The organism is Jatrophihabitans sp., from assembly GCA_036389035.1.
GTDB lineage: Bacteria > Actinomycetota > Actinomycetes > Mycobacteriales > Jatrophihabitantaceae > Jatrophihabitans_A.
The window spans coordinates 1-23,828 of sequence record DASVQQ010000011.1; the positions used below are offsets into that span (position 1 = coordinate 1).

The 23,828-nt window shown below is 69.5% G+C and carries 23 protein-coding genes; 3 read left to right on the forward strand and 20 right to left on the reverse strand.

Going from position 1 to position 23,828, the window contains the following annotated elements:
- Positions 1-327: 327 nt before the first annotated feature.
- The 7 genes from VF557_07795 to VF557_07825 form a co-directional block, all read right to left on the reverse strand.
- The gene (locus VF557_07795) at positions 328-696 is read right to left on the reverse strand and encodes a hypothetical protein (protein HEX8080095.1); all 369 of its coding nucleotides are present in this window, start codon (positions 694-696) and stop codon (positions 328-330) included.
- Between the two features lie 36 nt (positions 697-732).
- A complete protein-coding gene (locus tag VF557_07800) occupies positions 733-1,671 on the reverse strand; it encodes a hydroxymethylglutaryl-CoA lyase (GenBank protein HEX8080096.1) in 939 nt (312 codons plus the stop codon).
- A gap of 59 nt (positions 1,672-1,730) precedes the next feature.
- Positions 1,731-3,506, reverse strand: a complete 1,776-nt coding sequence (locus VF557_07805) for a 3-hydroxybutyryl-CoA dehydrogenase (protein ID HEX8080097.1) — start codon at positions 3,504-3,506, stop codon at positions 1,731-1,733.
- Positions 3,507-3,676: 170 nt separating this feature from the next.
- Positions 3,677-5,284, reverse strand: a complete 1,608-nt coding sequence (locus VF557_07810; protein HEX8080098.1) for an aldehyde dehydrogenase family protein — start codon at positions 5,282-5,284, stop codon at positions 3,677-3,679.
- 85 nt (positions 5,285-5,369) lie between these two features.
- Positions 5,370-6,056 carry an endonuclease NucS gene (nucS, locus tag VF557_07815; GenBank protein HEX8080099.1) on the reverse strand — a complete coding sequence of 229 codons (687 nt, stop codon included), beginning with the start codon at positions 6,054-6,056 and terminating at the stop codon, positions 5,370-5,372.
- 32 nt (positions 6,057-6,088) lie between these two features.
- Positions 6,089-8,185 (reverse strand): protein meaA, encoded by a 2,097-nt coding sequence (locus VF557_07820; GenBank protein ID HEX8080100.1) that lies wholly within the window; start codon positions 8,183-8,185, stop codon positions 6,089-6,091.
- 24 nt (positions 8,186-8,209) lie between these two features.
- Positions 8,210-9,058, reverse strand: a complete 849-nt coding sequence (locus VF557_07825) for a 3-hydroxyacyl-CoA dehydrogenase family protein (protein ID HEX8080101.1) — start codon at positions 9,056-9,058, stop codon at positions 8,210-8,212.
- Between the two features lie 148 nt (positions 9,059-9,206).
- Between VF557_07825 and VF557_07830 the strand changes: the two genes are divergently transcribed.
- Entirely contained in the window at positions 9,207-9,512 is a 306-nt protein-coding gene (locus tag VF557_07830; GenBank protein HEX8080102.1) for a hypothetical protein, read from the forward strand.
- A 105-nt stretch (positions 9,513-9,617) separates the two neighbouring features.
- The gene (locus tag VF557_07835; protein ID HEX8080103.1) at positions 9,618-10,196 is read left to right on the forward strand and encodes a cob(I)yrinic acid a,c-diamide adenosyltransferase; all 579 of its coding nucleotides are present in this window, start codon (positions 9,618-9,620) and stop codon (positions 10,194-10,196) included.
- Positions 10,197-10,255: 59 nt separating this feature from the next.
- Here the strand turns inward: VF557_07835 and VF557_07840 are convergent, their stop codons facing one another.
- The 12 genes from VF557_07840 to glyA form a co-directional block, all read right to left on the reverse strand.
- The gene (locus VF557_07840) at positions 10,256-10,675 is read right to left on the reverse strand and encodes a DUF2550 family protein (GenBank protein ID HEX8080104.1); all 420 of its coding nucleotides are present in this window, start codon (positions 10,673-10,675) and stop codon (positions 10,256-10,258) included.
- 54 nt (positions 10,676-10,729) lie between these two features.
- Positions 10,730-11,125: a F0F1 ATP synthase subunit epsilon gene (locus VF557_07845; GenBank protein ID HEX8080105.1), complete on the reverse strand. Its 396-nt coding sequence runs from the start codon at positions 11,123-11,125 to the stop codon at positions 10,730-10,732.
- A 51-nt stretch (positions 11,126-11,176) separates the two neighbouring features.
- Positions 11,177-12,634, reverse strand: a complete 1,458-nt coding sequence (gene atpD, locus VF557_07850; GenBank protein HEX8080106.1) for a F0F1 ATP synthase subunit beta — start codon at positions 12,632-12,634, stop codon at positions 11,177-11,179.
- Positions 12,634-13,593: a F0F1 ATP synthase subunit gamma gene (locus VF557_07855; GenBank protein HEX8080107.1), complete on the reverse strand. Its 960-nt coding sequence runs from the start codon at positions 13,591-13,593 to the stop codon at positions 12,634-12,636. Before VF557_07855 ends, atpD begins: the two co-directional genes overlap by 1 nt.
- A gap of 3 nt (positions 13,594-13,596) precedes the next feature.
- The gene (atpA, locus tag VF557_07860; GenBank protein ID HEX8080108.1) at positions 13,597-15,333 is read right to left on the reverse strand and encodes a F0F1 ATP synthase subunit alpha; all 1,737 of its coding nucleotides are present in this window, start codon (positions 15,331-15,333) and stop codon (positions 13,597-13,599) included.
- Between the two features lie 66 nt (positions 15,334-15,399).
- Positions 15,400-16,269, reverse strand: a complete 870-nt coding sequence (locus VF557_07865) for a F0F1 ATP synthase subunit delta (GenBank protein HEX8080109.1) — start codon at positions 16,267-16,269, stop codon at positions 15,400-15,402.
- Positions 16,266-16,820 (reverse strand): F0F1 ATP synthase subunit B, encoded by a 555-nt coding sequence (locus tag VF557_07870; GenBank protein ID HEX8080110.1) that lies wholly within the window; start codon positions 16,818-16,820, stop codon positions 16,266-16,268. Before VF557_07870 ends, VF557_07865 begins: the two co-directional genes overlap by 4 nt.
- 45 nt (positions 16,821-16,865) lie before the next feature.
- Positions 16,866-17,069 carry an ATP synthase F0 subunit C gene (atpE, locus tag VF557_07875; protein ID HEX8080111.1) on the reverse strand — a complete coding sequence of 68 codons (204 nt, stop codon included), beginning with the start codon at positions 17,067-17,069 and terminating at the stop codon, positions 16,866-16,868.
- A gap of 96 nt (positions 17,070-17,165) precedes the next feature.
- Positions 17,166-17,987 (reverse strand): F0F1 ATP synthase subunit A, encoded by an 822-nt coding sequence (gene atpB, locus VF557_07880; protein ID HEX8080112.1) that lies wholly within the window; start codon positions 17,985-17,987, stop codon positions 17,166-17,168.
- 350 nt (positions 17,988-18,337) lie between these two features.
- Positions 18,338-18,760: a hypothetical protein gene (locus VF557_07885; GenBank protein HEX8080113.1), complete on the reverse strand. Its 423-nt coding sequence runs from the start codon at positions 18,758-18,760 to the stop codon at positions 18,338-18,340.
- Positions 18,757-19,875 carry an MraY family glycosyltransferase gene (locus VF557_07890; GenBank protein ID HEX8080114.1) on the reverse strand — a complete coding sequence of 373 codons (1,119 nt, stop codon included), beginning with the start codon at positions 19,873-19,875 and terminating at the stop codon, positions 18,757-18,759. The genes VF557_07885 and VF557_07890 overlap by 4 nt, the downstream gene beginning before the upstream one ends.
- Positions 19,876-19,895: 20 nt before the next feature.
- On the reverse strand, positions 19,896-21,161 hold the full coding sequence (gene glyA / locus VF557_07895) for a serine hydroxymethyltransferase (GenBank protein ID HEX8080115.1): 1,266 nt from the start codon (positions 21,159-21,161) through the stop codon (positions 19,896-19,898).
- A 474-nt stretch (positions 21,162-21,635) separates the two neighbouring features.
- Here glyA and VF557_07900 point away from each other — a divergent pair, with 474 nt between their 5' ends.
- Positions 21,636-22,424 (forward strand): hypothetical protein, encoded by a 789-nt coding sequence (locus VF557_07900; protein HEX8080116.1) that lies wholly within the window; start codon positions 21,636-21,638, stop codon positions 22,422-22,424.
- A gap of 383 nt (positions 22,425-22,807) precedes the next feature.
- Here the strand turns inward: VF557_07900 and VF557_07905 are convergent, their stop codons facing one another.
- Entirely contained in the window at positions 22,808-23,356 is a 549-nt protein-coding gene (locus VF557_07905) for a hypothetical protein (protein HEX8080117.1), read from the reverse strand.
- Positions 23,357-23,828: the final 472 nt, after the last annotated feature.

Below are 23,828 nucleotides of genomic sequence, written 5' to 3' on the forward strand. Positions count from 1 at the left end.
TGACGTACTGCTCGGGCGCGATCGCGAAGCACGACACGTTGTGATCGGACATCTCGGCGTTGAGGGTCCAGCCGAGGGCGGTGTAGAAGGCGGTCGCGCGCTCGACGCTCTCGACCGGGCAGGTGATGAAGAGGCTCATGCGGCCATACTTGCAAAATGCAAGTGTGCCGTCAAGTCCCGGCCGTGGACGGATCACCGGCTCGCTGTAGAAGGCATGGCGTGGAAGTACCGCACCGGGGCGCCGCCCTCAGCCTCGCCGCCACCTTGATCTGGATCACATCAGACTTGATCAACACGGCCTAGGGCGCTACAGCTAGGCAGCAGGACTCAGCCGTAGCGCGGGGCGTTGCGGCTGCGCTGGACGGTGGGCGCGCGCCGGTCCCGGGCACTCCAGCAGGCGGTGTGCCAGTGCCGCCGGTCCGAGGCGTCCAGGTCATCGGCAGGCCACGCCACCAGGTGGGCCAGGCCGGCCGGCAGCAGCTGATCGCAGCCCGGGCACCGGTAGGGCGCCGCTGCGGACTGTCCCGACCCGGACTGTCCCGAGCCGGACACTGCTCGCACCCGGTACTCCACGCCGCGCCACGACTGCGACTGCTCGCCGGCGCGAAGCTCGCCGCCCTCATCGCCCGATTTCCGGCCCCCGGCGGCGGGTTTGCGGGCCGTCCCGTGCCGAGCGGGCAGGTTTCGGCGGGGCATCAGCCAAGTCTAACGACGGACGCCGGCCTGCCGGGCTCAGTGCGGCGCGAGCGCCTGCACCACCCGGGACGGGCTGGGCCGGCCGAGCTGGCCGGCCATCCAGGCACTGGTCTCAACCAGCTTGGCCAGGTCCACCCCGGTCTCGATGCCCAGGCCGGCCAGCTGCCACAGCAGGTCCTCGGTGGCCAGGTTGCCGGTCGCGCTCTCGGCGTACGGGCAGCCGCCCAGGCCACCGGCGGAGGCGTCGACGATCGTGACGCCGCACTGCAGCGCGGCGAGGGTGTTGGCCAGCGCCTGGCCGTAGGTGTCGTGAAAGTGCACCGCGACGGCGGCCAGGTCCAGGCCGGCCTCGGTCAGCTGGCGCAGCAGCTCGCGCACCTGGCCCGGCGTGGCCACCCCGATGGTGTCGCCCAGGCTCAGCTCGGTGCAGCCCAGCCGCATCAACTCGGTGGCCGCCCGCACCACCTGGGACAGCGGCACCCGGCCCTCCCACGGGTCACCGAAGCACATCGACAGGTAGCCGCGCACTCGCAGGCCGCGTTCGCGGGCCCCGGCCACCACCGGCGCGAACATCTCCACCGACTCGGCCATCGTCCGGTTGAGGTTGCGCCGGGCGAAGGTCTCGGTGGCGCTGCCGAAGATCGCGATCTCGGTGACACCGGCGTCCAGCGCCCGGTCCAGGCCGCGGGCATTGGGCACCAGCACCGGGTAGCGGACGCCGGGCCGGCGCTCCAGCCGGTCCAGCAGCTGCTCGGCGTCGGCCAGCTGCGGCACCCAGGACGGGTGCACGAAGCTGGTCACCTCGACCAGCTGGTGGCCGGCGTCGACCAGCCGCTCGATGAACTCGAGCTTGACCTCCAGCGGCACGATCGCCGACTCGTTCTGCAGTCCGTCCCGCGGCCCCACCTCGCAGATGACCACCCGGGCGGGCAGCGTCTCCAGCTCGACGACGTCGGGCAATCCGGTGGCGACCATGCGGCGATCCTCCTCCTGACCTCTGGCCGCCTGGCGCCGGCGGCCTGCTGAGCCTGGGCTCAGGTGTACTCGCGGAAGCCCTTGCCGGTCTTGCGGCCCAGCCGGCCGGCGGTGACCAGGTGCTCCAGCAGCGGGGCGGGCGCGAAGCCCGGCTCCCGGAACTCGAGGTAGAGCTCCCGCTGGATCGCCAGCGCGACGTCCAGGCCCACCACGTCGAGCAGCTCGAACGGGCCCATCGGATAGCCGCAGCCGACCTTCATGGCCGAGTCGATGTCCTCGCTGGTGGCGTAGTGCGCCTCCAGCATCTTCACCGCGTCGTTCAGGTAGGGAAAGAGCAGCGCGTTGACGATGAAGCCGGCCCGGTCACCGCAGCGCACCGGGTGCTTGCCCAGCTCGGTGCAGACCGCCAGCGCGGTGGCCTCGACGTCGGCGGCGGTGGCGACCGTGCTGACCACCTCGACCAGCGCCATCACCGTCGCCGGGTTGAAGAAGTGCAGGCCGATCACGTCGGCCTGCCGCGAGGTGGCCGCCGCGCACTCGATCACCGGCAGGGACGAGGTGGTGGTGGCCAGGATCGCGCCCGGCCGGCAGATCTCGTCCAGGTTGGCGAACAGCGCCTGCTTGACCGAGAGCTCCTCCACCACCGCCTCGATGACCAGGTCCATCGGCGCCAGGTCGTCCAGGCGGGCCGAGCCGGTGATGCGGGCCTGCGCCTGGTCACGCTCGTCGCCGGTCAGCTTGCCGCGCTGCACGCCCTTCTCCAGCGAGCGCTGCAGCGAGCTGTGCACCCGGGCGACCTTCTCGGTCGAGCGGGTGATGAAGTGCACGTCGTAACCGGCCCTGGCGAACACCTCGATGATGCCGGTCGCCATGACACCGGAGCCGATGACGCCGACCCGCCGGATCGGCCGGGCCCCTTCGGTGTCGGCCTGCTGCGCCGGGGTGTGCGCGTCGGCCACCACGTTCGGGGAGTCCGGGCCGTCATAGGTGTAGAAGCCCCGGCCGACCTTGCGACCCAGCAGGCCGGCCGTCATCATCTGCTTGAAGATCGGGGTCGGAGCGTGCAGCCGGTCGCGCGACTGCTTGTACATCGTGTCCAGGATCTCGTAGGCGGTGTCCAGCCCGATCAGGTCCAGCAGCGCCAGCGGCCCCATCGGCAGGCCGCAGCCCAGCTTCATCGCGGCGTCGATGTCCTCGCGGCTGGCGTAGCGCTCGGAGTACATCGCGGCGGCGTGGTTGAGGTAGCCGAACAGCAGCGCGTTGGCGATGAAGCCGGCCCGGTCGCCGATCGTGACGTCGGTCTTGCCGAGCGAGGCCACGAACGCCTCGATGTCGGCGACCACGTCCGGATCGGTGACGACGCTGCGCACCACCTCGACCAGCTTCATCACCGGGGCGGGGTTGAAGAAGTGCACGCCGATGACCTTGTCGGGCCGCGAGGTCGAGACCGCGATCTCGGTGACCGACAGCGACGAGGTGTTGGTGGCCAGGATCGTCTCCGGCCCGCAGATCTCGTCCAGGGCGGCGAAGATGGCGCGCTTGAGGTTCAGCTGCTCGGGCACCGCCTCGATCACCAGGTCGGCGTCGGCCAGTGACTTCATCTCGGTGTCGAAGGTGATCCGCGACAGCAGCTCGGCCTGCTCGGACTCGGCCAGCTTGCCGCGGGCCACCGCCCGTCCGGTGGACTGCTCGATGTGGCCCCGGCCGCGGGTGATCGAGGCCTGGTCGCGGTCGACCGCCACCACGCTGAGGCCGTTGCGGGCGAACACCTCGGCGATGCCCGCGCCCATGGTGCCCAGGCCGACCACGCCGACTCGAGTGAATTTCCGCGCCACTGCTGGTGCCTCCTCTTCAGGTCGCTGTTCGCCACCAGTCGTTCTCGCGGCCGGCGCCGGGAGCGACCATTCCGGGTCAGTGCTCGGTCACCGCCGTTGTGGCATCACGGTATCCGGCCGGTCGGCGGGCGGCACCGCGGGCGTGGGTGAAGTCTCACGCCCCGACCCGTTCAGCGCCGGCCCCAGCGCAGCCTGGCCAGCTGGCGGAGCTGACCGATGGAGGCGTCCGGGCGGGCGAAGGTGGCGAGCTTGAGCGGGATGTCGAACAGCTGCGAGGTGACCGCCCGGGAGCGGGCGAACTCGCGCAGGCCGTCCGGGCCGTGGATCCGGCCGAAGCCGGAGTGGCCGCTGCCACCCCAGGGCAGCCCGGGCACCGAGGCGTAGGTCAGCACCGAGTTCACGCTGACCATGCCGGCAGTGAGCCGGTCGGCCAGCTGCCGGCCCTGCCCGCGGCTGAACACCGAGGCGCCCAGGCCGTAATCCCCGGAATTCGCTGCCTCGACCGCTTCATCGAGGTTGGCGACCTTGCTGATCACCATGGTCGGACCGAAGGTCTCCTCGGTGACGGCGGGCTGGTCCGGTGGGACGTCGACCAGCACCACCGGCTCGACGTAGGGCCCGCGCACCGAGTCGAGCCCACCCACCAGCGCCCGGCCGCCGTGCGCGATGGCCTCGCGGATGTGCCGGGAGATGATCTCGAGCTGGCCGGGCATGGTGATCGCGCCGTAGTGCGGCACGCCCTGGCTGCCATGAGGGCCCTGACTGCCTTGGCCGTCCGGCCCGCCGGTGCGGATGCCGGCGGCCTGCTCGGTGACCCTGGCGATGAACTCGTCATAGACCGGCGCCTCGACGTAGACCCGTTCCACCCCGGCGCAGGTCTGGCCGCCGTTGAACATCGCACCCCAGACGGCCTGCTCGGCGGCCCGTTCCAGGTCGGCGTCGGCGGCCACGATCAGGGCGTCCTTGCCGCCGCACTCGATCACGCACGGGGTGAGGCTGCGGGCGCAGCTGGCCATCACCAGCCGGCCGGTCGCAGCCGACCCGGTGAAGGCCAGCTTGTCGACGCCCGCCTCGCACAGCCCGGCGCCGGTCGCGCCGAAGCCGGTGACCAGCTGCAGGACGGGCTGTTCACCGACCACCTGAGCGAAGGAGTCCACCAGCCACCGCCCGACGGCCGGGGTGTACTCGCTGGGCTTGAAGACCACCGCGTTGCCGGCGGCCAGGGCGTAGCTGATCGAGCCCATCGGGGTGTGCAGCGGGTAGTTCCAGGGCCCGATCACGCCCACCACGCCGAAGGGCAGGTACTCCAGGGTGGCGGAGTGGTTGATCGCCAGCAGCCCCGGGTTGACCCGGCGCCGGCGCAGCACCTTGCCGGCATTGCGAGCGGCCCAGGCCAGGTGCGCGATCGCCAGAACGACCTCCACGACGGCGTCGTCGTGCGGCTTGCCGTTCTCCCGCGAGATCAGCTCGGCCAGCTCGTCGGTGCGCTGAACCAGCTGCGCCCGCCAGGCGGTCAGCCGGGCGCGGCGGCCGGACGTGCCGAGTTCGGCCCACCATGCGGCCGCTGTCCTGGCCCGCTCCACGGCGGCGGCCACGTCCTCGGCGGTGTGCACGTCGAAGCTGGCCAGCGGCTCGCCGGTCGCCGGGTTCAGCGACTCGAACCGCTGCCGGTCGCCGGCTTCGATGCTTCCGGAGGACTGGGCCGTGCTGCCGGAGGACTGAGCCGGACTGTTGAAAGGCTGGGCCGTGCTGCCGGATCCCTTCGAGACAGCGGTCATGCGGCCGAGGTTACTGGCCGGTAGGCCGGCGCGCCAACGCGGCGGCTGTCCGTGTGACGCCCCGCCCCGGGAACAACGCTGAGCCCTAGAACAACCGCTGGGACGGGTCGTCCACGCCGCGCAGCAGGTCATAGTCCAGCACCAGGCAGTCGATGCCGCGGTCGGTGGCCAGCGTGCGGGCCTGCGGCTTGATCTCCTGGGCGGCGAAGACGCCCTTGACCGGGGCCAGCAACGGATCGCGGTTGAGCAGTTCGAGGTAGCGGGTCAGCTGCTCGACGCCGTCGATGTCACCGCGCCGCTTGATCTCCACCGCCACCGACACCCCGTGCGGGTCACGGGCCATGATGTCGACCGGCCCGATCGCGGTCGGAAACTCCCGCCGGACCAGCCGGTAGCCCGCGCCCAGGGTTTCGATGTGCTCGGCCAGCAGCACCTGCAGGTGCGCCTCGACGCCGTCCTTGACCAGCCCCGGATCGATCCCGAGCTGGTGGCTGGAGTCGTGCAGCACCTCGGCGATGGTGATCCGCAGCTGATCACCGGTCTTGTTGGTGACCGTCCAGAGCGCGTTGCCCTCGAACTCGCCGTCGGACAGTTCGGTCTCGACGAGGGTGCACGGCGGCGACATCCAGTTCAGCGGCTTGTAGGACCCGCCGTCGGAATGCACCAGCACCGAGCCGTCGGCCTTGACCATCAGCAGCCGCGGCGCCATCGGCAGGTGGGCGGTCAGCCGACCGATGTAGTCGACCATGCAATGAGCAATCACCAGGCGCACCGGGGCAGCCTACCCAGCCGGGCGCGAGCGGCTCAGTCGAGCCCGTTGGCGTCCCGGACCGCCTGCAGCACCCCGCCGAGAACCTTGCTCAGCTCGAAGTCCTTGGAGGTGAAGACCCGGGCCACCCCCAGCTTGATCAGCCGGGCGGCGTCGACGTCGGGGATGATGCCGCCCACCACCAGCGGGACGTCGTCCAGGCCGGCGGCCCGCATGCCGTCCAGCACCTCGGGAACAACCGACAGGTGCGAGCCGGACAGCACCGACAGCCCCACCACCGAGACGTCCTCCTCCACCGCCGAGGCCACGATCTGGGCCGGAGTCAGCCGGATCCCGGAGTACACCACCTCGAAGCCGGCGTCGCGGGCCCGGACGGCGATCTGCTCGGCGCCGTTGGAGTGCCCGTCCAGCCCCGGCTTGCCGACCAGGAACCGCAGCCGGCCGCCGAGTTCGGCGCCGGTCTCGGCGACCCGGCGGCGCAGCTCGGTGAACGCCTCGTCGGCGCCGCCGGCCGCACCGGCGCTCGCGGCGCCTGAGACCCCGGTCGGCGCCCGGTACTCGCCGAACACCTCGCGCAGCGCGCCGGCCCACTCACCGGTCGTGACGCCGGCCCGGGCGCAGCGCAGGGTGGCGGCCATCAGGTTGGCGCTGGTGGCCGCCACCGCCTTGAGCTCGGCCAGGCCGGCCGCCACCTCGGCGTGGTCGCGCTCGGCCCGCCAGGTCCGCACCGAGGCCACCGCGGCCGCCTCGACGCCTGGGTCGATCGTGAGGATCGAGCCCTCGACGTCGGCGGTGAGCGGGTTCGGCTCGGTCTCGGTGAACCGGTTCACTCCCACCACGACGTCCTCACCGGTCTCCATCCGCCGCCGGCGCTCGGCCAGCGAGGAGACCAGCGCGCTCTTGAGGTAACCGGACTCGACCGCGGCCACCACCCCGCCCTGCTGCAGCACCTTCTCGATCTCGGCGCGGGCGCCGGCGGCGATCTCGGCCACCTTGGCCTCGATCACGGCCGAGCCGTCGAAGATGTCGTCGTACTCCAGCAGGTCGGTCTCGAAGGCGAGCACCTGCTGCATGCGCAGCGACCACTGCTGGTCCCACGGCCGGGGCAGCCCGAGCGCCTCGTTCCAGGCCGGCAACTGGACCGCGCGCGCTCGTGCACTCTTCGACAGCGTCACCCCGAGCATCTCCAGCAGGATCCTGGTGACGTTGTTCTCCGGCTGGGCCTCGGTCAGGCCGAGCGAGTTGACCTGCACGCCGTAGCGCAGCCGCCGCTGCTTCGGGTCGGTGACGCCGTACCGCTCGGCGGTGATCTCGTCCCAGAGCCGGGTGAAGGCCCGCATCTTGCACAGCTCCTCGACGAAGCGCACCCCGGCGTTGACGAAGAACGAGATCCGCTGCACCACCTCGCCGAACTTCTCCGGCGGCAGCTGGCCGGACTCGCGCACCGAGTCCAGGACCGCGATCGCCGTGCACAGCGCGAACGAGACCTCCTGCACCGGCGTCGCCCCGGCCTCCTGCAGGTGGTAGCTGCAGATGTTGATCGGGTTCCATCTCGGCACCTCGGCCACCGTGTAGGCGATCAGGTCGGTGATCAGCCGCAGCGACGGCTCCGGGCCGAAGATGAACGTCCCGCGCGAGAGGTACTCCTTCACGATGTCGTTCTGGGTGGTGCCGGCCAGTTGGGAACGTGCCTGCGCAGGATCTAGGCCGGCCTTGGCGGCATGCTCCTCCGCCACCACCAGGTAGAGCGCCAGCAGCCACATCGCCGGGGCGTTGATGGTCATCGAGGTGTTCATCTGCTCCAGCGGGATGCCGTCGAACAGCGTCCGCAGGTCCCCCAGGTGGGAGATCGGAACGCCGACCTTGCCGACCTCGCCGCGGGCCAGCTCGGCGTCGGGGTCATAGCCGGTCTGGGTCGGCAGGTCGAAGGCGACCGACAGCCCGGTCTGGCCCTTGTCCAGGTTGCGCCGGTACAGCGCGTTGGACTCCAGCGGGCTGGAGTGCCCGGCATAGGTGCGCATCACCCAGGGCTTGGTCCGCTCGGCCATCGGCGCGGCTCCTGACTCGGTGCGGGACTCGGCTGGCCAGAGTCTGGCACGCGCGCTACCGGCAGGCAGGGCGATGTGGCTCAGTTCGCACCCGCGCGGGCCGGCCGGCTAGTAGCTGTAGAAGCCCCGGCCGGTCTTGCGGCCGAGGTCACCGGCCACCACCATCCGCGACAGCAGCTCGGGCGGGGCGAACTTGGCGTCCTTGGTGTCGTTGTAGATGTTGTTCGAGGCGTTGCGCATGATGTCGATGCCGGTCAGGTCCAGGGTCGCCAGCGGCCCCATCGCGTGGCCGAAGCCGAGCTTGCAGGCGGTGTCGATGTCCTCGGCGGTGGCCACCCCGGTCTCCAGCAACCGGACCGCCTCGTTGCTCAGCGCCGCGATCAGCCGGGTGGTGACGAAACCGGCGACGTCGCGGTTGACCACGATGCAGGTCTTGCCGATCTGCTCGGCGAAGGCGCGGGCCCTGGCCAGGGTGTCATCGGAGGTCTTGTAGCCACGCACCAGCTCGCACAGCGCCATCATCGGAACCGGTGAGAAGAAGTGGGTGCCCACCACCGACTCCGGCCGCTTGGTGGCCGCGGCGAGCTGGCTGATCGGGATCGCGGAGGTGTTGGAGGCCAGCACCGCGCCGTCCTTGCACAGCCCGTCCAGGGTCCGGAACAGCCCGTGCTTGACGTCCAGGCTCTCGTACACCGCCTCTACCACGATGTCGGCGTCGGCCGCCGAGTCCAGCTCGGTGCTGGTGGTGATCCGGTCCAGCGCCGCCCGCATGTCGGCTTCGGCCAGCTTGCCCTTCTGGACGAACCGGGTCATCGACTTCTCGATGCCGTCCAGGCCGCGCTGCAGGGCCACCTCGGTGACGTCCTGCAGGGCGACCCGCAGTCCTGCCACGGCCGCCACCTGGGCGATGCCGGATCCCATCAGGCCGGCTCCGATAACCGCTACCTGCTGTGTCATGGCGTCTGTCTCCTCTGGGCGTGCGATCCGGGCGGCCGGGCCGATGCTCGCACGATAGCCGCCGATCCCTGAGCAGCTCGCGCCGGCTGGCGAACGCCTGTAATGCTTGAGCGAGGTGGACCGGACGGTCGATGCGGGAGGGATTGGCATGGGCTTCGATCTGAGCATCCTGGCGTGGGCGATCGGCATCGTGACCATGCTGATGCTGGCCAGCCGGTGGGTGTTCCAGCCGTCCCGGCCGCGCACCGGGCGACCGGCCGGCGGCCCGAACGCCGATCTCGGGCTGCTGACCCCGGTGCTGTCCCACGCTCCCCGCTCGCAGGTGCTGGCGGCCAAGAACCTGCTGTCCGAACGCGGCATCCGCTGCTCGGTGTCGCGGCTGGACCGGGACAGCTACGACCTGCTGGTGTTCGCCGTCGACGCCGACCGGGCACGCGAGCTGCTGGACGAGTAGCGGCGCACTGAGCGGTGCCGGCCGGCCCGCCGCCTGCGTGCCGATCAGCGCGCCGAGCTGCCCGCGGTGTGCCGCCTTGCCGGCAGCCCGCCTAGATTGGGGCCCATGGCCGTACACCTGACCCGCATCTACACCAAGACCGGCGACAACGGCACGACCGGGCTGGGTGATCTGAGCCGGGTGCCCAAGACCGACGTCCGGGTCGCTGCCTATGCCGACTCGGATGAGACCAACGCCGCTGTGGGGGCCGCCCTGGCCCTCGGCGAGCTGGCCGAACCCATCGCGGCGGTGCTCAGGCACGTGCAGAACGACCTGTTCGACGTCGGGGCCGACCTGTGCACCCCGATCGTGGCCGACCCGAAGCACCCGCCGCTGCGGATCACCGAGAGCTACCTCAGCCGGCTGGAAGCCTGGTGCGATGAGTTCAACGCCGAGCTGCCTGCGCTGGCGAGCTTCATCCTGCCCGGCGGCACCCCCGGGGCGGCGCTGCTGCACGTGGCCCGGACGGTCACCCGGCGCGCCGAGCGCAGCACCTGGGCGCTGATCGAGGCCGATCCCGAGCACACCAACCAGCTGGCCGCCACCTACCTCAACCGGCTCTCGGACCTGCTGTTCATCCTGGCCCGGTGCGCGAACGCGGGCACCGACGTGCTGTGGCAGCCGGGCGGTCCGGCCGCCGTCTGAGAACCTCGGCCGCCATCTGATCCAGCCCGGCCACACGCCGGATCACGCACACACCGCGGTCAGAACCGGGGCGCCGACGCCTCGAGCCACGACAGGAAGCCGGTCAGCCCGTTGTCCGGAAAGCCCAAGCTGACCTTGGAGCCCCGAAACCGGCATTCGGCGATCATCAGGTTCGGTCGCAGCGCCATGTCCCGCTGCGGATCCCAAGGCCGGCTCAGAATGACCTCGAGGTCAGAGCGCGGCATCCGCAGCGCCGGCTTCGGTGACAGCGACAGGGTGCGGTACCAGATCAGCTCGTCGCCGGCGTAGCGCCCGACCCCGTTGGACCAGCGCTGGTCGTCACGCTTGAGCGCCATCGGCAAGCCACCGGCCGAGCCGACCACCCGCCGTTGGTGCAGCACCACCGAAACCCACAGCACCAGCCCGCAGACGAGCAGCACGCACACCACGATCAGAACGGAGAGCTCGATCTCCGCCAATCGGGTGCCTCCTTCACGCTGCCTGTCCAGCTTGCCGGACGGACGCTGAAACCGCTAAATCTGCTCGCCCGCGGCGCGCAACCTTGCCAGCGCCCGGTTGCGGGCCTCGACGGATTCCTCGTCGTTGCCGTCGCCGGCCCGTTCCAGCGCCTGCCGAGCCCGGGGAACGTCGACCTCGTCAGCGGTCTCGGCCATCTCGGCCAGCACCGACACCCCATCGGCACGCACCGACAGGAACCCGCCGTGCACCGCCACCCGCTGCTCGACGCCATCGGCACGCAGGATGCGCACCAGCCAGCCTGGAACAAGCGCGCCAAGCAGCGGCGTGTGGCCGGGCAGGACGCCGATCTCGCCTTCAGGCGTGCGGGCATAGACCGCGGTGGCCTCTCCCGACCAGATCTGACGGTCGACCGAGACCAGTTCGACCTGCATGGTGGCGTTGCTAGCCATTCGTTGCGCTCCTCGCTCGCTGACCCTGCCTCGACTCCTGACCGCTACAGGTCAGGAGTTCTTGAGCTCGTGGGCCTTCTTCTCCAGGTCCTCGACGCCACCGCACATGAAGAACGCCTGCTCCGGGTAGTTGTCGAAGTCACCGGCGGCCAACCGCTTGAACGCGTCGATGGTCTCCTCGATCGGCACGAAGGAACCCTCGATGCCGGTGAACTGCTTGGCCACGTAGGTGTTCTGCGACAGGAACCGCTCGATCCGGCGAGCCCGGCCGACCAGGATCTTGTCCTCTTCGGAGAGCTCATCGATGCCTAGGATCGCGATGATGGACTGCAGCTCGTTGTAGCGCTGCAGGATCCGCTTGATCTCCGAGGCCACCGAGTAGTGCTCCTCGCCAATGTACTGGGCGTCCAGGATCCGGGAGGTGGAGTCCAGGGGGTCCACCGCCGGGTAGATGCCCTTCTCCGAGATCGGCCGCGAGAGCACGGTGGTGGCGTCAAGGTGGGCGAAGGCGGTGTGTGGCGCCGGGTCGGTGATGTCGTCGGCGGGCACGTAGATCGCCTGCATCGAGGTGATCGAGTGACCGCGGGTCGAGGTGATCCGCTCCTGCAGCTGGCCCATCTCATCGGCCAGGGTCGGCTGGTACCCCACCGCCGAGGGCATCCGGCCGAGCAGCGTCGACACCTCTGAACCCGCCTGGGTGAAGCGGAAGATGTTGTCGATGAACAGCAGCACGTCCTGGCCCTGCACGTCGCGGAAGTACTCGGCCATCGTCAGCGCCGAGAGCGCGACCCGCAGCCGGGTGCCCGGCGGCTCGTCCATCTGCCCGAACACCAGCGCGGTCTTCTCCAGCACGCCGGACTCGGTCATCTCAGCGATCAGGTCGTTGCCCTCACGGGTGCGCTCGCCGACTCCGGCGAACACCGACACGCCACCGAAGTTCTCAGCGACCCGGTAGATCATCTCCTGGATCAGCACCGTCTTGCCGACGCCGGCTCCGCCGAACAGGCCGATCTTGCCGCCGACCACGTACGGGGTCAGCAGGTCGATGACCTTGACGCCGGTCCACATCGGCTCGGTCTTGGACTCCAGCTGGTCGAAGGCCGGCGGTGAGCGGTGGATCGACCAGCGCTCGGTGAACTCCAGCTTCTTGCCGGCCTCGTCCAGGGGCTCGCCCAGGGCGTTGAACACGTGGCCTTTGGTGATGTCGCCCACCGGGACGCTGATCGCGGCGCCGGTGTCGGTCACCTCCGCGCCCCGCACCAGGCCATCGGTCGGCTGCAGCGCGATCGCACGCACCATGTCGTCACCGATGTGCTGCGCGGTCTCCAGCGTCAGGGTCTTGGACAGCTCGCCGAGCTCGATGTCGACCTTCAGCGCGTTGTAGAGCGCCGGCAGGCTGTTTCGGCCGAACTCGATGTCGACGACCGGTCCGATCACTCGGACGACACGGCCGCGAACCGGCGCCGCCGTGCCGTCGGTGCTGGCGGGATTTTCCATCACAGTGCTCATCAGTAGTCACTTCCTGCTGCCGCGAGGGCGTCGGCGCCACCGACGATCTCACTGATTTCCTGGGTGATTTCAGCCTGGCGGGCTTGGTTGGCCAGCCGGGTGTAGACCTTGATGAGGTCCGAGGCGTTGTCCGAGGCCGACTTCATGGCCCGTCGCCGCGCTGCCGACTCCGACGCCGCCGACTCCAGCAGCGCGGAGAAGATCCGGGCGCGGACGTAGCGCGGCAGCAGGGCGGTCAGCAGCTCCTCGGGTTCGGGCTCGAACTCATACGCCGGCCCCGGGTTGCTCGAGGACCCTGAGGACTTGGCCTCGGCATCCCGCTCGTCCTGGACGGCCTGCTCGGCCTCGGAGAGCTGGACCGGGGCCACCAGCGCCGCCGTCGGGGTCTGGTTGACCATCGACTCGAACCGGGTATAAACCATGAACAGCTCGTCGATGCCGGCCTGGTCGTTGGACTGGCCCTGGCTGGTGGCCAGCAGCGCCGAGACCACCGCCTCGGTTGCGCCGCGGGCGTCGAGGAAGGTCGGCTGCTCGGAGAACCCGGTCCAGCTGTCGGCGAGCTGGATCTGGCGGAACCGGTAGAAGGCGACGCCCTTACGTCCGATGACGTAGATCACCGGCTCCTTGCCCTCGGCCCGGACGGAGGCCGCGAGCTCGTTGGCCTTCTTGATCGCGTTGGCGCTGTAACCGCCGGCCAGACCGCGGTCGGAGGTCACCAGCAGGATGCCGGTGCGCTTGGCGTTCTCGGCTCTGGTCAGCAGCGGGTGCTTGAGCGAGGAGTCCTTGCCCAGGGCGGCCAGCGCCCGGGTCAGCTCGTCGGCGTAGGGCCGGGCCGCGTTGACCCGGTTCTGGGCCTTGACGATGCGTGACGCGGCGATGAGCTCCATCGCCTTGGTGATCTTCTGGGTCGACTGGACCGACTTGATCTGCCGCCGGTAGATCCGGAGCTGGGCGCCCATCGGCTACTTCACGTCTTCTTGGGCGGTCGCGCCCGCGGCGGTGGCGCCTGCCGGAACGGCCGAATCGGCGTTGTCGGCCCGCTGGGACTCAAGCTGGTTGTCGGCCCGCCCGGACTCGGACTGGCCGTCGGCCCGCCGGGACTCGGGCTGGTTGTCGTCCCGCCGGGGCCGGGGCTGGCCGTCGGCCTTCTTGGTCACCGTGGAGGTGAACTGCGCCTTGACCTCGACGACCGCCCTCTCCAGCTGCGCGATGGTGTCGTCCTCGAGCCTGCCGGTGTTGATGATGCTGTCGAAGATCTCCTGCTTGTCGTTTGCGATGTAATCGTGCAGGGCCGCTTCGAACGGGCGGACGTCGGCGACCTCGAGGTCATCGAGCTGGCCGGTGGTGCCGGCCCAGATCGAGACGACCTCACGCTCGGCCGGGAACGGCGACGCGGCCGGCTGCTTGAGCAGCTCGACCAGCCGGGAACCGCGGCGCAGTTGCTGCTGGCTGGCCTTGTCCAGGTCCGAGCCGAAGGCGGCGAAGGCCTCGAGCTCGCGGTACTGGGCAAGGTCGACCCGGAGCCGGCCGGCGACGGACTTCATCGCTTTGGTCTGCGCGGCGCCGCCGACGCGCGACACCGAGATGCCGACGTTGATGGCCGGGCGGACGCCGGCGTTGAACAGGTCGGTCTCCAGGAAGCACTGGCCGTCGGTGATCGAGATGACGTTGGTGGGGATGTAGGCCGAGACGTCGTTGCCCTTGGTCTCGATGATCGGCAGGCCGGTCATCGAGCCGCCGCCGAGCTCGTCGGACAGCTTGGCGCAGCGCTCGAGCAGGCGCGAGTGCAGGTAGAACACGTCGCCCGGGTAGGCCTCGCGGCCCGGCGGGCGGCGCAGCAGCAGCGACACGGCGCGGTAGGCCTCGGCCTGCTTGGAGAGGTCGTCGAACACGATCAGGACGTGCTTGCTGTCATACATCCAGTGCTGGCCGATGGCCGAGCCGGTGTAGGGGGCCAGGTACTTGAAGCCGGCCGAGTCCGAGGCGGGGGCGGCGACGATGGTGGTGTACTCCAGCGCGCCGGCCTCCTCCAGGGCCTTGCGGGCGCCGGCGATGGTGGAGCCCTTCTGGCCGATGGCGACGTAGATGCAGCGCACCTGCTGCTTCGGGTCACCGGTCGCCCAGTTCTCGCGCTGGTTGATGATCGCGTCCAGGGCGACGGTGCTCTTACCGGTCTGCCGGTCGCCGATGATCAGCTGGCGCTGGCCCCGGCCGATCGCGGTCATCGCGTCGATGGCCTTGATGCCGGTCAACAGCGGCTCGCGGACCTCCTGACGCATCACCACCGAGGGCGCCTGCAGCTCCAGAGCGCGACGGGCGTCGGAGTTGATGTCGCCGAGGCCGTCGATCGGGATGCCCAGCGGGTTGACCACCCGGCCCAGGAAGGCGTCGCCGACCGGGACCGACAGGACCTCGCCGGTCCGCTTGACCTGCTGGCCCTCGATGATCTCGGAGTCGTCACCCAGGATGACGACACCGATGTCACGGACGTCGAGGTTCAGCGCGAGCCCGAGGGTGCCGCCCTCGAACCGGAGCAGCTCGTTGGTCATCACGCTGGGCAGGCCCTCGACGTGGGCGATGCCGTCACCGATGTCAGCGACGGTCCCGACCTCTTCGCGGGAGGTTTCCGGCGAGTACGAGGACACGTAGCCCTCGAGTGCGGTCCGGATCTCTTCGGCAGAGATCGTCAGCTCAGCCATGTGGTCCCTCAATCTTGATCATCCGATGATGCGTGGTCACGTTGTTCACTTCTCAGTGTTCACTTCTCAGCCGGCGAATACGGTGCGGGCGGCGGCCAGCCGGCTGGCGACGCTGCCGTCGATGACCTCGTTGCCTACTCGGACCACCAGGCCGCCCTTGACGTTTTCATCGATAGCGGTTCGTACGTTTATCTCTCGACCGTAGATCCGGGTCAGCACCGCCGCCAGCCGCTCGGTCTGCTCCGGGGTCAGCTCGGTGGCCGTCAGCACCCGGGCGACCGAGTGTGCCCGGCGGGCCTCGCTGGCCTGCAGCAGGTCATCGATCGCCAACGTCAGGGTAGGTCGCCGGCCACTGGTCACCGCGTGCTCGAGCAGTTGGGCCGTGATCGGGTGCACTTTCGCACCCAGCAGCGAGCGCAGCAGGCCACGGCGGCGCTCGGCCGGCACGCCGGTCTCGTCCAGCGCGGCTGAGAGCTCCCCGGAATCGGCCAGGACCCGCTCGAACCGGAACAGCTCGTCCTCGACGGTGTCGAGCTGGCCGTCCTGCTCGGCCGCAGCCAGCAGCACGTCATTGCCCAGGATCTCCAGGGCGTCGGCCAGGTCCCACGGCGATGACCAGCGCATGGACACCGCGTCGGCGACCAGTCCCAGCGCCACGTCGCCGACTTGGCCCCGCAACAGCGAGCGGGCCAGGTCCGCGCGCGCCGCGGCATCGGTCGAGGGGTCGCCCAGCGCGCGTCGCAGTCGGGCCTGCTTGCTCAGCAGCCCCGCGACCTCGTACAGCTCATCGGCCAGTTCCCGGTGCCGGCTGCCGTCCTCATAGCGACGCAGCAGCGGAATCCAGTTGAGGAGAGTATTGGACAAATCGGGCAGCACCGCGTTCAGCCGCTTGCGCAGGTCGGCAAGGGCAGAACGCGAGGCGGCGGCGTGGATCATCGCTGCTCGCCTGCCTGCTGGCGCTCGATGTCGGCCAGGAACGCGTCCACGGTGCCGCGGATCGCGGCGTCGTCAGACAGGCGCTGACCGACGATCTTCTCCGACAGCTCGATCGCCAGGACGCCGATCTCGCCGCGCAGCTCACGCACCACCTGGCCGCGCTGGGCTGCTAACTGCTCCTCGCCGCGAGCGATGATCCGAGCCGATTCCTGCTGTGCCTGGGTGCGCAGCTCCTCGACGATGTGCTGCGCCTCGGCGCGGGCGCCCTCCCGAATCTGAGCGGCTTCGGTGCGGGCCTCGGCCAGCTGGGCGTTGTACTGCTCCAACAGCCGGGCGGCTTCGGCCTGGGCCTGCTCGGCGCGCGCGATGCCGCCCTCGATCGCGTCCCGGCGGGCGTCGAAGGCCTTCTCGAACCGCGGCACCACGAACTTGCTGATCAGGAAGAGCAGGATGCCGAAGATGATCAGCACCAGGATGAACTCGGACAGCACGAAGCCCAGCGGGTTCGGCTCGTGCCCCTCTTCTTCAGCGGCGAGCAGAGTCAGATACATAACGCACCCCTAGGAGATCGGTGGACTGCTCTTCAAGCTGCCGGGCTAAATGACGAAGGCGAGCGCGATACCGATGATGGCCAGCGCCTCGGCGAGAGCGAAGCCGAGAATGGCGATCGGCTGCAGCCGGCTCTGCATCTCGGGCTGACGCGCCGTGCCGTTGATGTAGGCGGCGAAGATCAGACCGATGCCGATGCCGGGGCCGATAGCCGCCAGGCCGTAGCCGACCATGTTGAGCGAGCCTTCCATGGGGGGTTTCCTTCCGTTTCTCGGCCGGCGTGGCCGATCGTGATCGTTATCGCTGATGCGCACGGTGCGCGGGCGTTACAGGTGGTGCCGGAAAACTCAGTGCTCGGAGGCCAGCGCCCCGGAGATGTACTGCGCGGTCAACAAGGTGAAGACGTAGGCCTGCAGCAGGGCCACCACGATCTCGAGGAAGCCGATCGCCACCCCGAGCGCGAAGGCCAGCACGCCGGCCGGCTTGAGCACCGGCGAGCCGGTCGCGGTGATCAGCAGGTAGGCGCCGCCGGTGGAGAACAGCACCAGCAGCAGGTGCCCGGCGAACATGTTGGCGAACAGACGCAGCGACAGCGTCACCGGCCGGATCAGGATGTTGGACAGGAACTCCAGCGGGATCAGCAGCGGCAGGATCCAGCCGGGCACCCCCGAGGGGACCGTGGTGTGCTTGAGGTAGCCGACAAGGCCCTTTTCCATGACGCCGACGCCGTTGTAGATCAGCCAGACCAGCAGCGCCAGGCCGTAGGCGAAGCTGGCCCGCGAGAACGGCGAGAAGGCGAGAATCGGCACGATGCCGAACAGGTTGTTGATCACGATGAAGAAGAACAGCGACACCAGCAGCGGGACGTAGCGGCGGAAGTGCTTGGCTCCGATGATGTCCTGGGCGACGCCGTTGCGGACGAAGTTGTAGGCCTGCTCGCCGAGGTACTGGCCCTTGCTCGGCACCACGGCGCTGCGCCGCGAGGTCATCGCCAGGAACAGGTAGGCGAGCACCGCGCCCAGCACCAGCAGCAGCGAGGCCTTGGTCAGCAGCACCTGGTAACCGGACTCGTCCCAGTGACGGCCTGTGAAATCAGGCAGGAAGAACTCAGCCGGCCCAGGGGCGTGGAATCCTTCAGCTGCTGTCAGGACTTCGCCGGTGTGGCTCACGCAGTCTCTCCTCGGTCATCACTATCTGGCCGCTGTGTTCGGGCTGCCTCGTCGTCAGACGTCGTCCACTCCTTGGACGGAGTACTACTTGCCGTGCGATGCTCGGTATCGGGCGCTTTGAGGCTGTACCGGGCGAACACCATGTACATTCCGAAACCGGCTCCGACCAGAATCCCGATTGGAATCCAGTAGTCGGCATGCAACCAGATGCTCAGCAGCCAGCCCACGAACCCGTAGAACAGCACTCCGGCTACAAGATAGCCGAAGGCAGCCCACGGATCTCCGCCACCCTGGTCCGGGGCGCTGGGACGCGGCGAACTGTGCATTTGTAAGGGAATGCTAACAGGCATTCACAGGCGCTCTCGCACGGCCCGCGAGGCCGCCAGCTCGGTGCCGAGCCAGATCACCAGCCCGGTGAACAGGCCCACCGCGATCGCCGGCCCGTCCACCACCCGCGGGCTCGAGGCGGCCAGCACCAGCCCCAGCGCGATCGCGGTGGTCAGGTAGCTCAACATCGCCACCGGCAGGGTCATGGCCGGCAGGTGACGGCCGACGAACCGGATGTTGAACGCCCCGAACTCGAAGGACGCCACCGCCAGGGCCAGTCCGCCGACGAAGCTGAGCCCGGCCCGGGCGCCGGCTCCCGACAGCACGCTGAACGCCAGCAGCCCGAGCGCCGCGGCAGCCGCCAGCGTCAGCCAGCGCAGCGTCACCGCCCTGGACCTGGGCACCGACCGGGACGCCGGCCCGGTCACCGGCAGCGGCCCGCTCACGGCCTGGCCGAACGCAGCCGCGGGATGGCGGTCGCCAGCAGGCCGGCCGCCAGCAGGCCGGCCACCACCGCCAGCACCAGCCAGGGCCCGGTGCTGAAGGACATGGCCACTGCCCCGAAGGCCAGCACCGCCGACCAGAAGTACAGCAGCAGGACCGCCCGGCGATGGGTGTGGCCCAGGTCCATCAGCCGGTGGTGCAGGTGCTCCTTGTCGGGCGCGAACGGCGACTGGCCGCGCCGCAACCGCCGCAGCACCGCCAGCACCAGGTCGAACAGCGGCAGCGCCAGCACGGCCAGCGGCAATATCAGCGGCAGGTACAGCGGCAGGGTTCCCTTGATGCCGAGGGACTGCGGATCGGCCTGCGAGGAGGCCGTGGTCGCCCCGGCCGCGAGCATCAACCCGACCAGCATCGAGCCCGAGTCGCCCATGAAGATCCGGGCGGAGGCGAAGTTGTGCGGCAGGAACCCGATGCAGGCGCCGACCAGGCCGGCGCAGATCAGCGTCGGCGCCGCCGCGATGTCGGTGTTGCCGACCTGGGCCAGGTGATAGCTGTAACCGAAGAACGCCATCCCCTGGATCGCGGTGACCCCGGCGGCCAGGCCGTCCAGGCCGTCGATGAAGTTGATCGCGTTCACGGTCAGCACGGTGAGCAGGATGGTCAGTTCCACGCTGGCGTCCCGGTCCAGCGGAATCGTGCCGATGTCGCCGAACGGCACGTAGATGTAGAGCAATTGGATGCCGCCGACGATCGACATCACGGCTGCCGCGGTGACCTGGCCGGCGAACTTGGTCAGCGAGTCGAGCTCGTAGCGATCGTCCAGGACGCCGACCGCGCAGATGATCAGGCCGCCCCACAGCACGCCGGTGATCTCACTGCCGTTGCCGAACGTGCTGCGCAGGGTGGGCAGGGCGTGCGCGACCAGCATCGCCACCGCGAAGCCGGCCAGCAGCGCGACGCCACCCAGGCGCGGGGTGTCCACGGCGTGCACGTCCCGGTCGCGTGGCTTGGCCACCGCCCCCCAGCGGGTGGCGACCTGGCGGGCCAGCGGGGTGCACAGAAACGTCCCGAGGGCGGCGATCAGGCCGACCAGTGCGTATTCCAGGGACGGGTGCATGAGCTAGGCCAGCTTCGCGCTCATCCCTGCGGGTAGGCCGGATGAGCGGCGACCAGCGTGCTCACCTCGGCGCGGATGTCGGCGTGCATTGCCGCGTCGTCGCTGGTGACCGCCCGGCCGATCAGTCGCGCGATGTGCGCCATCTGCGGCTCGGTCATGCCCTGGGTGGTCACCGACGGGGTGCCCACCCGGACGCCGGAGGCGATCGAGGGCGGCGCCGGGTCGTTGGGGATGGCGTTCTTGTTCAGGACGATGCCGGCGGCGTCGCAGCGGTTCTCGGCGTCCCGGCCGCTGACCCCGATGCGTGTGAGGTCCAGCAACGCCAGGTGGGTGTCGGTGCCGCCGGTGACCGGTCGCATGCCCGCCTCGGCCAGGCCCGCGGTCAGCGCCTGGGCATTGCTGATCACCTGCCTGGCATAGGCCTGGTACTCAGCCGTGGCGCACTCGGCGAGGTTGACCGCCTTGGCCGCGATCGCGTGCATCAGCGGGCCGCCCTGCATCATCGGGAACACCGCCTTGTCCAGCTTGGCGGCGTGTTCGGCCTTGCACACCAGCGCGCCGCCGCGGGGGCCGCGCAGCACCTTGTGGGTGGTGAAGGTGACCACGTCGGCATAGGGCACCGGTGACGGGATCGCCTTGCCGGCGACCAGGCCGATGAAGTGCGCGGCGTCGACCATCAGGATCGCGCCCACCGAGTCGGCGATCTCGCGGAACGCGGCGAAGTCGATCAGCCGCGGGATGGCCGAGCCACCGCAGATGATCATCTTGGGACGGTGCTCGGCGGCCAGCGCCCGGGCCTGGTCGTAGTCGATGTCTTCGGTCTTGGGGTCCACGCCGTAGCTGACCGCGTTGAACCACTTGCCCGAGAAGCTCACCTTGGTGCCGTGGGTGAGGTGGCCGCCGTGCGGCAACGACATCGCCAGAATGGTGTCACCCGGCTTCAGGAACGCGCCGTAGACGGCCAGGTTGGCGCTGGCGCCCGAGTGCGGCTGCAGGTTGGCGTGCTCGGCGCCGAACAGCGCCTTGGCGCGGTCGATGCCGATCTGCTCGGCCCGGTCGACCACCTCGCAGCCGCCGTAGTACCGCTTGCCGGGATAGCCCTCGGCGTACTTGTTGCTCAGCGTGCTGCCCAGCGCGGCCAGCACCGCCGGTGAGGTGAAGTTCTCGCTCGCGATCAGCTGAAGCCCGCCGCGCAGCCGGTCCAGCTCGTCCAGGACCACGCCGGCGATCTCCGGATCGATCTTCTGCAGCGACTCGAAGTCCGGTCCCCAGTACTGCTCAGGCATGTGCTCGACGCTCCCTTGCTGAGGTGGGCTGGAAGAGGCCGTCGGCGCCCGGCCGCAACGCCTCGCAACCAAGAGGTTAGCCGACCTGGACGGCACCGGGCGGCGGCGGCAGGCCGGGTGTCCTCAGCACCTTGCGCAGCTGCTCCGCCGGCCCTGCCGTTCGCATCGGCGCAGTTCACGGCGTGCTGTGCGATGACCTCGCGCCGCCGCGCATATGTCGCTCGGGGATGGTCCAACCGGTGTCCGGAGTGTCATATTAAGGCCGTTGCAGTGAGCCCTTCATACCCGCCGCTGTCCGTTCGTCACCCCTTGAGAGGTATCGCTATGCCACCTTCTGCTTTGTCTGCGCCATCCCAGGTTTCCCGGCGAAAGGGGCGGCAACGGGTGGCCGCCCTCGTCGCTGGAACAGCCACGGTTGCCGGTGTGCTGATCGCTGTCGCCGCTCCGGCCGCGGCGACCGTCCGAGGGACTGCCGTGACCGCGCAGGACTGCGGCGGCGGGACGATGGGTTCGGGCACTCGGACGTGCGTTGAGCTGGCCGTGTCATCGGCCCGGGCCACCGGCGTGACCGTCCAGGACTGCGGCGGCTTCGGAATAGGTTCCGGCAATCGGGCCTGCGCTGCGCCGGCCATGGCGCCGGCCATGGCAACCAGCACGAGCACGCAGGACTGCGGCAACGGACAGTTCGGTTCCGGCAATCGGGCCTGCGCCGCGCCGGCCATGGCGCCGGCCCGAGCTACTGGCGTGACCGCGCAAGCCTGCGGCGGCTATTTTGGTTCGGGCCACCGCACCTGCGCTGCGCCGGCCCAGGTCACCGGCGCGAGCGTGCAGGACTGCGGCAACGGGTCGTTCGGTTCAGGCAATCGCGCCTGCGCCGCGCCAGCCATGGCAACCAGCGCGAGCATGCAGGACTGCGGTGGCTCGGGACAGTTCGGTTCCGGCAATCGGACGTGCGTGGATTCGGCCGCCACACCGGCCCGGGCGACTGCCATCATCCAGGCCTGCGGCGTCGGGCTTAAGGGTTCAGGCGGTGTCGTCTCTTGCGATGAGCCGGATGTGACAGCGGCCTGGACAACCGGTGCGACCACGCAGGACTGCGGCGGCGCGGGACAGTTCGGTTCCGGCAACAGAACGTGCGACGAGTCAGCCGACACACCGACCGAGGCCACCATCGCGGCTGTGCAAGATTGCGGCGTGGGCACGAAGGGTTCGGGCGGTGTCGTTCCTTGTGATGAGCCGGACCTGGCAATTCACGTGGCATAGACGATCGCTCTCAGGGGTAGCTCCAGCCGACTTCAGCTGTCAATATCACACTGTTTGATGAGAAAGTCGGTTCTGCGACCCATCCTCATGTGGTATCCCTTGGGAGGACCCGCAATGCCCCCTTCTGCCGCATCTCCAGCCTCCCGACGAAGGGGATGGCAGCGCCTGGCCGTCCTCGCTGTCGGAACCCTCACGGCCGCAGGCGCGCTGGTCGCCATCGCCGCTCCGGCCACCGCCGGATCCCACGGCAGTGCTTCGATGGTCGGCCTCGGGACACTCGGCACGACCATCTTGGATTGCGGCAACGGGTCGTTCGGTTCGGGCAATCGGACCTGCGTCGACTCTGCCGCCACACCGGCCCGGGCACCGGCCCGAGCGACCGTTCAAGCCTGCGGCGGCGGAGCGCACGGGTCGGGCGGTTTCACGTGCGCTGAGTCGGACCTGGCACCGGCCCGGGTAGCCGGCGCGACCATCCAGACCTGCAGCGGCTTCGGAATGGGTGGCGGCGGTGTCACTTCTTGCGCTGCGCCGGACGTGACCTCGGCCCAGGCAGCCAGCACTATCACGCAGGCCTGCGGCGGCGGGATGCAGGGCTCCGGCGGTGTCATCTCTTGTGATGAGCCAGACGCAGCATCGGTCTGGACAACCGTCACGATCATGTGGAGCTGCGGCGTCGGCACGAAAGGCGGGGGCGATATCGCATGCGATGAGCCGGAGAGCTTCAGCAACTCCAACCAGACCCAGCAAACTTGCGGCGGCGGGATGTCGTCGGGCGGCGGTAAGACTTGCGATGAGTCGGCCGTGACTCCGGCCCGGACCACCAGCGCGAGCATCCAGGCCTGCGGCGGCGGGACGTCTACCTCGGGCGGTATCACCAACTGCGCTGAGTCGACCGAGACAATCAGCGCGGCATAGCCCCCGGTCACCCGCATAAAAGGGCGGAGTATCCAGCCGCACCCGTGCTGCGGTGACTTGCCGGCAGGTCGGCAGTGACCACCGCTGACGCGGCTCCCCCAGCCGCCCAGGCCCTGGGCGCACAAAGCGGTGGAGGCCGACGGCGGTCCATTCCGGAGCGATGGCATCCGTGCGGCAACCTGCCCAGCAAATTGGCAGCTCCTAGGGCTAGCCCTCCTCGAAACTAGCTGTCAATATCACACTGTTCAATTAGAAAGTCTATTTTGTTACTACTGTCGTATGTGTGATCTTCTGAGAGGAACCGCAATGCCCCCTTCTGCTTTCTCTGCAACACCTCCAGCGTCTCACCGACGCGGATGGCAGCGGCTGGCCGTTCTCGCTGCCGGAGCCGTCACGGCCGTCGGCGCGCTGGTCGCCATCGCCGCTCCGGCCACCGCCGGCAGCGATTCGCCGGTCGGCCTCGGTGGCTCCTACACCTCCGGCGGGGCC